Annotated in this window: 7 protein-coding genes; 3 read left to right on the plus strand and 4 right to left on the minus strand. The window is 60.3% G+C overall.

Annotation, left to right across the window (positions count from 1 at the left end):
- Together VFG49_RS15160 and VFG49_RS15165 are read left to right on the plus strand one after the other, a co-directional pair.
- A partial coding sequence (locus tag VFG49_RS15160; RefSeq protein ID WP_324861975.1) for an ABC transporter permease occupies window positions 1-897 on the plus strand: 897 nt, incomplete at its 5' end.
- 733 nt (window positions 898-1,630) lie between these two features.
- Window positions 1,631-3,313 (plus strand): arylsulfatase, encoded by a 1,683-nt coding sequence (locus VFG49_RS15165; protein WP_324861977.1) that lies wholly within the window; start codon window positions 1,631-1,633, stop codon window positions 3,311-3,313.
- Between the two features lie 460 nt (window positions 3,314-3,773).
- Here VFG49_RS15165 and VFG49_RS15170 read toward each other — a convergent pair whose 3' ends face one another.
- From VFG49_RS15170 to VFG49_RS15185, 4 genes are all read right to left on the minus strand, one after another.
- Window positions 3,774-5,108 carry a phospholipase D-like domain-containing protein gene (locus VFG49_RS15170; protein ID WP_324861979.1) on the minus strand — a complete coding sequence of 445 codons (1,335 nt, stop codon included), beginning with the start codon at window positions 5,106-5,108 and terminating at the stop codon, window positions 3,774-3,776.
- Between the two features lie 87 nt (window positions 5,109-5,195).
- On the minus strand, window positions 5,196-7,268 hold the full coding sequence (locus tag VFG49_RS15175; protein ID WP_324861981.1) for a S46 family peptidase: 2,073 nt from the start codon (window positions 7,266-7,268) through the stop codon (window positions 5,196-5,198).
- 144 nt (window positions 7,269-7,412) lie between these two features.
- Window positions 7,413-8,159, minus strand: a complete 747-nt coding sequence (locus VFG49_RS15180) for a ZIP family metal transporter (protein ID WP_324861983.1) — start codon at window positions 8,157-8,159, stop codon at window positions 7,413-7,415.
- A gap of 72 nt (window positions 8,160-8,231) precedes the next feature.
- Window positions 8,232-9,086, minus strand: coding sequence for a CDP-diacylglycerol diphosphatase (locus VFG49_RS15185; protein ID WP_324861986.1), 855 nt, complete (start codon window positions 9,084-9,086; stop codon window positions 8,232-8,234).
- A 559-nt stretch (window positions 9,087-9,645) separates the two neighbouring features.
- Between VFG49_RS15185 and VFG49_RS15190 the strand changes: the two genes are divergently transcribed.
- Window positions 9,646-11,364, plus strand: coding sequence for an SPFH domain-containing protein (locus tag VFG49_RS15190; protein ID WP_324861988.1), 1,719 nt, complete (start codon window positions 9,646-9,648; stop codon window positions 11,362-11,364).
- The last annotated feature ends 99 nt before the right edge of the window (window positions 11,365-11,463 follow it).

Genomic DNA, 11,463 nt, shown 5'->3' on the forward strand with positions numbered 1-11,463 from the left:
GCCCGCGATATCCAGGCGCAGCAGGGCAACGTCGACGTGTATGCGTTCGACGAACGTGGTGTTTCGACACTGGGCCTTCGACTGATCGAAGGCCGCGATTTCCGGGCGGACGACGTCACCGACGGCAGCTTCAACCGCGCACCGTTGCCGCCGGTAGTCCTCATCACGCGTTCGCTTGCCGAGCGCCTGTTTCCCGGACGTTCGGCACTGGGCCAGACCGTTTTCCTGACGCCCGAGCCTGACCGTCCGCTGCGTGTCATCGGCGTGCTGGATCACCTGCAGACAAACGGTGCCGCTGCGACCGTCGATCATTCCGCCGCGGAAGATTCGCTGGTGCTGCCGATGATCGACCATGGTCCACGCGGTCTTTACCTCGTCCGTGCACGCCCGGGCCAGCTGGCACAGGCCATGCCTGCGGCCGGCTTGGCGCTGCGCCAGGCAAACGCCCAGCGAACCTTCGGCAAGCTGCGACCGCTGGCTGATGTCCGCGCGGCGGCCTACGAGCGCGACCGTGCCATGGCGATAACACTTGCGGTGATCTGCGCCATCCTTGTTTTCGTCACGGCGCTCGGCATCGTGGGCCTCACGGGTTTCTGGGTGGAACGGCGCAAGCGCCAGATCGGCATCCGACGCGCGTTGGGTGCCACGCGCGTGGCGGTAGTGCGTTATTTCCTCCTCGAGAACGCCTTGCTGTGCGGTGTGGGCGTGGTTATCGGTGCCGCTGCGGCTTGGGGACTGAACCTGTGGCTTGGTGCACGGTATGGCGTGCCTCCCTTGCCGGTGTGGATGATCGTTGGCAGCGGGTTGGCGATACTCGTCATTGGGCAGGCATCCGCTTCCTTTCCTTCCACACGGGCGTCGCGCGTCGATCCTGCGAAGGCGGTTCGCGCATGCTGAGGGCGGGAAGGGCCCGCGCCCTTTCCAGTCCACCACATCACCGATAGCCCACCCATATCCAGAAAGGGTTCGCAACTGAGGAAGACATGCCGGAAGAAGGGCGGATGCATAGGCGTGATTCGTTCGCCTCGCATGTGCCGTAAAGCTCTGATCGACGATGGCTGTAGCTCAGTGGTTTGATCGCCATGAGGCGGTTATCAATTCGTCGTGTGCCGAGGCTCTATGGAATATTCAGGCGCGCTATATTCCGTATCGGATGGCGCATCGGCCATTGCAAGGGATTTCACTATGACGAGATGGATCGGGCTGGCCGTGGGGCTGGCAGCAGGGGTGTGTGCAGAACGTGCACTCTGACCCCCTGTTTTGGTTCGCTCCCGGGGTATGCGCGCCGTGCGTCGCACAGAGTCTCGGGCTGGTGGCCCACCCTTCAGTGGCTCGGTCCACGTGCGGTCCTGCGAACAATACGGGTGCCGACGGTTGCGACCTCTCAGAGTCACAGGCTCAAGGCCCAACCCCACTCCCGGCCTGCGGCCGTCGACATGATCAAGCGAAGGCGCGATGCAAATCGAAATTCGTGCCTCGTGCAGCATGTGATAACAAGCCTGCGCTCCTCCGTAAATTTACCAATATCTGATCAGTACTCTTTCGGTTGCCAATGCACATGGGTCAATGCAGGCTTATGGAGCGCCACCCAGCGCATTCGTGCATCGGACCATGAAAAGGAGCTGGAGCCATGTGGCAACAGTGGAACTTTCGCCGGTTTCTTTATTCCTTACGCGTACTAGCAATAGCTGCGCTGCTCGCCGTCCCGGCGACGGCCCTTTTGCCCTTGAAAGCAGGGGCGCAGTCGACCAATCCAAACACTCAATCGCAAGGCGCGAAGCCCAACATCCTGGTGATTTTCGGCGACGACGTAGGCATCGCCAACCTCAGCGCCTACACGATGGGGGCGGCCGGGTACCGAACCCCAAATATTGATCGTATCGCCCGCGAAGGCATGATTTTCACCGACTATTACGGCGAGAACAGCTGCACGGCGGGGCGATCTGCCTTTATTACGGGGCAATCGGTATTTCGCACGGGACTTTCTAAGGTTGGCTTGCCTGGTGCCTCCGTTGGCATCCAGGATCGTGACATCACGATTGCTCAGGCGCTGAAACCACTGGGCTACGCCACCGCGCAATTTGGAAAGAATCATCTCGGTGACCAGGACCGGTTCCTGCCGACAAAGCACGGCTTCGACGAATTTTTCGGCAATTTGTATCACCTCAATGCCGAAGAGGAGCCCGAGAGGCCGTACTGGGATAAGAACAACCCGGACTTCCTCAAATTTTACAACCCACGCGGTGTGCTCCATACCTATGCGGACGGCAAGATCGAAGATACGGGGCCTTTGACCAAAAAGCGCATGGAAACCATTGATGATGAGACCACCGGGGCGGCGATCTCATACATACAAAAACAAGCCAAGGCAAACCAGCCTTTCTTTGTTTGGATGAACTTCACGCGCATGCATGTGTTTACCCACGTGCGACCCGAGTACACCGGAAAGGCTGGCATGGGGCCGGGGCATGAATACGCCGACGGTATGTGGGAAATGGATCAGAACGTCGGCAAGCTACTTAAAACGCTGGATGATGCCGGCGTCACGAACAACACCATTGTTATCTTCACCACAGATAACGGGCCTAATTTCTTCACGTGGCCCGATGCGGCGATGACGCCTTATCGCAGTGAAAAGGACTCCAATTGGGAGGGGGCTTTTAGAGTGCCGGCCATGATTCGCTGGCCTGGGCATATCAAGCCAGCAACGGTCTCCAATACGCTCATCGCGGCTTTGGATTGGTTCCCGACGCTGCTGGCTGCGGCGGGAAATGACGACGTGGCTGCGCAGCTTCTCAAAGGTTCGAGCATCGGAGGAAAAAACTTCAAGGTGCATTTGGACGGCTATAACTTCCTCCCCTATCTGACCGGAAAGACAAATGTTGGTCCGCGAAATGAGTTCTATTATTTCGATGACGACGGATTGTTGGTGGCGATGCGTTACGACGTTCGCTTGCCCGGAGCGTCGATACCCGATGCTTACAAGGTGGTCTTCTGCGAGCAGCGAACGCCTGGGTCGCTTGCGATATGGAAGGACCCATTTACCTGCATGCGGGCGCCCGATCTGTACGACCTGAAGACCGACATGTACGAACGTGCGAGCATCGGCCCGACTAACGGCTGGAACACTTGGCAGACAGAAAACGTCTATTTGTTGATCGAAGGGAATCGACGGGCCATCAAATTCCTCGAAACCTTCAGGCAATACCCGCCGAGTCAATTGGCTGCGAGCTTCACCATTGACCAAATCGAAGACAGCTTAAAGCGTCAATTGGCGGCCGGTCTGGACAGTGGCGGTGGCAAAGGCAAGTAGCAATACGCAGCCTTGAGGATCTGGAGTCACGACGGTTGCACCTTCGGGCGCGATCTAACGGGGTTTGGATAGAGCGCGGGCCCCAGGCCCGCGTTTTTTGTGGCAAGGCTGAGACATGCGGCTTGGTGCTGGGAATAGGTCCGCTCTCTAGCAAAATGGCGCGGAGGTAGTTAAGGGGCGCGGTGTTGCTGGCATTCCTCTCGCACAGGCCGCCCCGGTGACCGCTGTGAAACAGGACGCTTCAGGTGCTTCTCGAGCATGGCGAGAAAGATGGGCGATCCACGGCCTTCTCGCGACGCAAGCGCTCGAGGATGCGCGGCAATTCACGCGCCAGGCTCGATTTCAGACCAGCGATGACCGCGCGCGAATACAAGTCGATGGCCAAGCGAAGCCTAATCAGGGCTGCGGGCCGCCAGGCAAAGTTCAAATCAACTTTTCGAACTCCGGCCCGTTCTTTCGCTCAATGCGTTTGAGGTGGTGCGTAGGTGTTTCCTAGCTCCAGCGTGGTGACATATGGGCCATTCCAGTCGCGTTCGAAGATCTGCGTCAGCGTTTTGGCTGGACCAGCGCCGTGCACAAATACCGACGCGTCCACGGTGTTGTTGAAATAGCTCCATTCCCAGTTACCCGTGCCGATGTAGCTACTGCGATCATCGGCGGTGGCATATTTCGCATGCTCGACGCGTGCGTAGGCGATAAAACCCTGTGGCGACGGGGGCAGTTGGCTGAACTTGATGCTGATATTGGGTGTTGCCGCCAGACTTTTCAGGTAGGACTGCATCGGTTCGCGCAGTGCCCAGTCCGCCACGATGATGCGTATTTGCACACCGCGTGCAGCCGCATCGCGTAATGCGGTATCGACCTCCGGCCACCAGCCCTTGGGGCCATATTGACGAATTGCTGAAAGCGTCATTACCTGGATGCATAGCGTGTGCTGGCTCGCATGGATCATCTCTACCAAGGCGGGCTGTTCCGCAGTGACCCACGACGGCGACAGCGCTGGCGGGCTGAAGGCGGGAAAGACGGTGAGCGGGTCCTTGCTGGTGCCGTCCAGGATAATTGGGTCGCTCGATGTAACTGGAGCGAAGGATGGGGGCGTCATTGCACGCTCGGCTGCTTTGGCCAGGTTGGGGTGGCTGGCCAGCTCCCAGTGGAAATCGAACGCGGCATCGAAGGTCTGGGCAAGGCGCGGATCGACGATTCGCACGCCGATCTCGTGAATCTGATCCATGGCACGCCAGTCCCAGTTCTGGCTGCCGACGAAGACGGCGTTGCCATCGACCACCATGTACTTGGCGTGCAGCACACCGCCAGTCAGCGTATCCATCGGTAGTACGCGCACTTCGATACCGGCGTGGGCGCTTAGTCGTGTCACGCTATCGTGGTTGTCCTTGAGAAAGGCCTGGTCGACAAGTACGCGAACCTTCACGCCGTGGCTTGCGCGGTCCACGAGGGCATCAAGCACCGGTGACAACGGGCTGTTGGCTTTGTCGGCGATATAAAAGGCTTCAATGTCGATGTTGTGCTGGGCGCGCCCGATCATGTCGAGCCAAACGCTTTGGGTACGCGGTACACCGGGTTCGCCGTAGCTGGTGGCCTCGGGCACGCTCTCGACAATCTGAAAATCCGTCGCGTGTCGCATCGAAGCGGCATGGGCGGCCGGCGTGGAGATAAGCAGGCAAACGCAGAAAATGCACGCGCCAAATAGCTGCTTACCTGCCGCGAGAACGAGGCGCACGTGCTTGTCTTTGCGCGCGCGTGCCATGCAGTTATAGGCGATATGGGGAGATACCATGGGATTCGGGGGCTGCCGGTCTAGTGTCTCAAGCGACGGTTAGCTGGATGGGGTGTGCGCTTTGCGGCGCCCACCCCATCCCGGGCGTTACTGATGGCCGTTGGTGAGTTCAGCGGCCAGACGGGGCAGTTTGTAGACCTTGCGTACAGCCTCGACGATGGCTGCGGTGTCTACGGCCACCGCTCGATTCGTACTGCCATCGAAGGTGAAGTCGCCGCCGAGGGAGTGAATGTTGCCGTCGAAGATCAGGCCTACGGCATGGCCTTCACGGTCGATCACCGGGCTGCCGGAGTTGCCACCGATGATGTCGTTATCGGTGACGAAGTTCATTGGCGTAGAGAGATCGAGCGATGATTTGGCACGGAGCCAGCTATCAGGCAACTTGAACGGATCGGCATCGGTGGCGCGACGGTAGAGTCCGGCGACGTCGGTGAATGGCGGCACAGGCGTGCCTTTCTCGTTCCAGCCGACCACCTTGCCGTAGGACAGTCGCAGGGTGAACGTGGCATCCGGATAACGTGATGTGCCGTCGCGCTCGAAGCGTGCACGCGCAATCATTTCGGCGGCTTTCTTGGAGGGTGCTTCTACTTCGTCCTCGTACTGCTTGCGCAGGCGCCTCGCTTCCGGATCGATCTGGCGTGCCAGCAGGATCATCGGATCGTTCGATGCCGCAACGGCTTGGGCGCCGCCATTCCACATTTGCATGCGTAAGGTTGGGTCCGCCAATTTGCTGCCACTCACTAAGGCATGGGCAAGTTGGTCGGGAGACTTCGTGCCGAGCACTTCATGCACAAAGCTATCGTCGGCACCTAGACTCTGGCGCATTTTTTCCAAGGTCCAGGCAAGGCGAGTTTCCTCGTACTGCGGATAGATTGGCGCAGTCGATGCCAGCGCTTGCTGCAAGGCCGGCAGATTGGCGTCGCGGAAATTGGGTAGCCGGACAGCGTCGGGCTTGTTGCGTTCATCGGCGCCACGTACCAGCAGGCGTGCGTCAGCGAAAAGTTGGCTACCGAAGCCACGCCCACTTTCGATCATGCTGTAGCGATCGCGCAGTTCTGCACCGCGTTGTTGCGCTTTCTCCAACATGGCCCAGGGATCGCCGTAGGCAGCCCGGCGCTTGCCGTCGGCGGCGATCCATTGGCGCAGCGCGGCATCTTCCTGTTGCTTCTTGGCGATAAAGTTCTCGTCGCTAAGCGTTTCAAGCCATCCCTTGAACACCTTCAGTGAATTGTCGGCACCGAACAGAGCGTCCTGTGCTTCTTTGATCTGCTGCTCGCCGAGACGACTGTACTGCCATAGCTGTCCACGCGACTCGGAAAGATAGCCGTAGTACGGCGTGAGGATGTGGTCGCGCAGATAGGCCAGCGACGTCCACGGCGTTTCGCGCTGGGTAGCACCGGGGTTGCCGACTACGAAGGTAAGTTCGCCTTCCTTGGGGCCGTGAACGTTGAACTTCAGGTATTGCGGCGTCTTTGCCGGCTTGCCGTCGATATAGGCGCGGAAGAAAGTGACGTCGAGGTCGTAGCGGGGGAAGTTGAAGTTATCTGGGTCGCCGCCGAAGAAGGCAATGCCTTGTTCGGGCGCAAACACCAGGCGCACGTCCTGATAGCGACGATACTTGTAGAGCGCATAGCGTCCGCCGTGATACAGCGTAACGACATCGCAGCGCCAGGTGGTGGCATCGCCGCCCACACATTCCTTTTCCAGCGCACTATGGATGGCACGTTCGGCCTTGATACGCTCGGCGCCGTCCTTGCCCTGCGTGGCGGCGTTCACCCGATCGGTCACATCGGTGATCTTCTCGAGTTGATTGAGCTCCACTTCCGGGCACTTGGGTTCTTCTTGTTTGGCGGCATAGCCGTCCTGCATGTAGTTGGCCGTGCTGGATAGTTGCGACAGGCAGCTGTTAGCACAGTGATGGTTGGTCATCACCAGGCCATCGGCCGACACGAACGAGCCCGAGCACCCCTCGGCCAGGCGCACGGCTGCGTGCTGCACCAGGTCGATCCATTGCGGGCTCGGCGTGAACCCGTAGGCTGATTGCATCTGCTGCACAGGCAAGTGATCGAGCGTCCACATGCCTTCGTCGGCGATGGCGGCGCCCGTGCCGGTTATGAGTACGCCGCCTAGCGCGGCACAGATGATTCGCTTCATGCCCATCTCCCCATCGATTGATGACCTGCGATGCAGGTCTGCTGAGTTCGATCCGGCGCTCCGGATGACGTGATCCGTTGTTACGGTGCAGCCTTAGTGCGAGTGGCGGCGGCCATGGTGGGCCGGGTCATGCTGAGTGATTGACCCGGCTCAGTGTTGATGTCCCCACAGGGTGGCCCACCACATAAACGCCATGCCTGCGGCGACTCCCAGCGCCGGAACAAAGCGTTGACCTCGGCCGATGTTCTGCCACAAACCCGGTAACACATCGCCGCAGGCAAGGTAGATCGTCGTGCCGGCGGCTAGCGCCAGGCTTGTATCTAGAAAGGCTGCAGAGTGGCCGGCCAATGCCATGCATAGTGCGCCTAGTGGTATGGCGGCCGTGGTGAAGACGGTCAGAAGGAAGGCGCGCCGCGGGCTATAGCCTCCGGCCACCAGCACACCGGCATTGCTCATTTCCCTGGGCAATTCATGCGCCATGATGGCCAGCGCGATAACAAAGCCCAGGGTATGGTCGATAGCGAAGCTGGCTCCTATGACGATGCCATCGACCAAGTGATGGAGGGTGTCGCCGACGATATCCATGCGAGCGAATATGGCTGTCGTTGTTGGCGTGCTTAGCGCGCGCACCACGCACTCAATGCACAAGAAGCCAAGTAAACCCAGTGCGATACCTCCGCCTATCCAGCTTGTCGGCATACCGTGCGCCAAGGCTTCGGGAAGCATGTGCATTAGCGCATCGCCGAGCAGTAAACCGGCCGCGGATGCCTGCAGCCAGGGCAGCCATGCGCGTAGGCGCCGTGCCGGCAGCCACACCACAAGCCTTGCTGCGAGCGATGCCGCAGCGACGGTGATGCTGGCAAACAAGGCACTTGTGAGGTCGGACTCATGTGACATCGCGTGCCCCTTCCAGCCAGTGGGACGCCGTCGGGCTCAACATGAATAGAGGCAACGATGCGTGTTTCATGGTTAATGAGCAAAGGCGATGGTGCATTCGATGTCTTGAAGCTCTTCCGCATGACCTCGGTCACCGGCGGCTTCGTCAACGCGTCCGCTGAGTAAAATGAAGCCCTCTTCTCCCTTGGGGGAGTAAGCGCCAACCACCGCGAGGCTATGTGCAGCCATGCGGTCGCCGCGGGGCAGCGACGCGGCCAACGATTTGAACGGATCGAGGGGCAGGGTGCTTCCGCTCACCCATCTCGCCTGATAGCGATGCTTGGCTGGCGGCAACGGTTCGGCCAGCGGTCGCCATTGCTCGGAGAGAGTGGGCACTAGGCGTTGCAGTACTTCGTGCACATCCGGACGTACACAGTCGATATGGATATGCAGCTGATCCTGTGTGCGGCCATAGGCGGAGTTGATCGCCAGACTCATGGCGTCACGTGGGATGGGTTGGTGCAGTGCTGCTTCCACGTAGAGACGAGCATTCCAGGCGGCGGCGACATAGTTGGGTGTATCGGCCGCCTCTAACACGGGGCTTTCGATGCCGGAGATGCGGGCTAGTGGCAACACCAGATATTGGAAGCGTCCGGTGTGATCCTTGAAGACGGCATAAGAACCTGAGCCGTCAGGGCCGGCCACTACCTCGGTGCAAGGTGATGGCGGATAGACCTGATGTTTGGCCGCGATGGCACAGGAGTCATGAATCAGCGTCCATAAGTGATCGCGAGGGACCTCAAGCGCGTGAGCCGGCGACAGGCACCATGCAATCGGGGTCCAGCCTGCCGCTAACCAGGAGAAGTTCAGCGTGCGCTTGCGTCGCCTGGCCTGCGATGCACTCCGATGTGGCCAGTACCGGAATCCTTTAGGCGCTGAGGCTTTCATGCAGGGTGACATTGACCAATGATCAAACAAGAATGAAACGTTATAACATAACTATACAAGCCACCAATAGCGCCGGCGCTGACGTTCTTGCGTGGGGATGGTCAGCGTTATGGGCTATACAGGCAGGTTGGATCCGCTGGTGGCCAGCACCGTCATCGATCACTGGGAGCGGGGTATCTGGCTCATACGGCGGACGGCGACAGTGCACTGTTCGCTGGTGGGGATGGACCCATGGCGTAAGTCATGGCGTCCTATCTGATTGATACGTTATAACATTGCTTTCACGCCAGACCACGCCACTCAACGCCATGTCATCAGCCCGCAGAGCCTTACCCTTGTTCGCCAGCGAATCGTCTTCGCCGCCGCACCCAGCGGGCGTCGTCACACGATGAGCCAAGGCATCCGAGTCCAGCGCGTCGTAGCGCCGTGGGTCTACGCCGTCGCCGCGATCGGGGCTTTTGTTCTTTCGATGACTGCCCTTGCGTTGGCTCCGCTTGCCTTGCGGTTGATGGGATTGGCGCTGCTCTTTTCGGCGACCGGTTTGTTTGTCGAAGCCTTGGTGAGCCGAGTGCGTCGGCGCGCCGAGCCCTGGATCGGACCGATGCGGGCGATGGTCTATCCCAAGCTTCCAAGGCAACCGCTACTGGCTCAGGTGGTATTGCTGGAGCGTCGGGCTCGCGCGCGACTCGACGCCATCGACTGGATTGGTGACTGGGCGCCTGGCGCTGTCGCTGTGCTCGGTAATGCGTTGGTGCTCGACGCGACCGTGAGTTTTCTGCGCGCCCCTGGCTGGACGGCCAGCCAGCCTCCTCTATGGGGCGCCATCGTGCTTTTGGCGGCCACCATTCCGCTGGTGTTTCTCCAGCGCGTCGCCATCGCAAACGCCGTTTCCCCGGGACCAGGCATTGAGGTGGCCGTCCGAGTGCCGCTGGTCGCGGCGTTGCTGGGCGGTGGTGCCACGCTGTTCGCGGCCCAAGGATATGCGTGGGCCAATACGCTCTTGTATGCCGTCGCGGCCATTCTTGTGGTGGCGACCATCGAAGCGCTCTTGCGTGCCATCGCCCAGGTGTTTCTGCCCCTGGGTCCGTTTGCAGCACGCCAGAATCCCGCGTTGCCTTGGTCGCCTTCGCTCCTGAAATGGGGTTGGCCGCAAGCGGGAAGGGCAGCGCAATGGCTAAGAAATACCTATGGCATTGACCTCGCCCGGAGCTGGGTGCTGGCCTTCATGGTGCGTGCCATACCGCCCGTTACGCTATTGGTGATGCTCCTGGCATGGCTGTCGACGGCAGTGACAGTGCTGGGCGTGACCGAGCGCGCTGTGATCGAGCGACTGGGCGTGCCTGTCGCGGTGGAAGGTCCGGGCATGCATGTTCATTGGCCGTGGCCTGTTGGCCGCGCACGGCCGGTCGAACTGGGCGTCACCCATCAATTGCCCATCGTGTTTTCGGCCAAGCCGGGCGGCCGCCTGCTGGCAGAACTGGCCAGCGCGGGCGCATCGGATGCCGAAAGCGCCATGGGCGCCGAAGCCATTCCAGGGCCGACGGCGGATCGCCTGTGGGATGGTTCCCACCCCGGGGAGGCGAGTTACCTCATCGCCAGCCGCTCAGGGGACAGGGAAGGTTTCCAGATCGTCAATGTGGATTTGCGCGTGGTGTTTCGCGTCTCCGACGACGCGGATGGAGCGATGGCGTCGGTATATGGCGCCATCGAGCCGACATCGCTCATCCGTGCCACGGCAGGGCGATTGCTTGTCTCCCACTTTTCGTCGTCCACCTTGGATGAACTGCTTGGCGAGAATCGCGCGCAGTTCGTTGAGCGCTTCCGGCAGGACTTGCAGGCGCGCATGGCGGCACTGCACGCAGGCATCTCGGTCATCAATGTCGTGGTTGAAGCCATTCATCCACCCAGCGGTGCTGCTGCCGCCTATCACAATGTGCAGGCGGCTGGCGTGATCAGCGATGCCACGCGCTTCAAAAGCCTGGCGCACGCGTATGCGCTGCGAGGCACGGCTGCGGAGGACGCAACGCACGCTGTCAATCTCGCCCGCGCTGATGCGAGCGAGCAACTTGCCGCGGCGCAGGCGACGCTGACGACATTCCAGGCCAGCACAAAGAGCGCACGTGCAGGACCCGATGTCTTCCTGTTCGAGTCGTGGCTGACCCACGTGGGTACCGCACTCAATCGCGCGCATCTGACCATCATCGATCACCGCCTGGACGACGAAAAGGCCACACTGGACCTTCGCCCTGTCGCGGCCGGAACCGGGGGAGCCCTTTGAGCATCATCGAACCATCCTTCGCCTCAACTCGCTCCCGTATCGTCCGTTGGGCGGTTGCCATCATCGTCTTGATCCTTGCCGTGATTTCCGGGTGCGTCG

It is taken from the genome of Dyella sp., assembly GCF_035685885.1.
GTDB lineage: Bacteria > Pseudomonadota > Gammaproteobacteria > Xanthomonadales > Rhodanobacteraceae > Dyella.

Excerpts from the sequence above, each read along its gene's own strand:
- VFG49_RS15165 (WP_324861977.1), top strand. The coding sequence starts at position 1,631 with ATGTGGCAACAGTGGAACTTTCGCCGGTTTCTTTATTCCTTACGCGTA.
- VFG49_RS15170 (WP_324861979.1), bottom strand. The coding sequence starts at position 5,108 with ATGGTATCTCCCCATATCGCCTATAACTGCATGGCACGCGCGCGCAAA.
- VFG49_RS15175 (WP_324861981.1), bottom strand. The coding sequence starts at position 7,268 with ATGGGCATGAAGCGAATCATCTGTGCCGCGCTAGGCGGCGTACTCATA.
- VFG49_RS15180 (WP_324861983.1), bottom strand. The coding sequence starts at position 8,159 with ATGTCACATGAGTCCGACCTCACAAGTGCCTTGTTTGCCAGCATCACC.
- VFG49_RS15185 (WP_324861986.1), bottom strand. The coding sequence starts at position 9,086 with ATGAAAGCCTCAGCGCCTAAAGGATTCCGGTACTGGCCACATCGGAGT.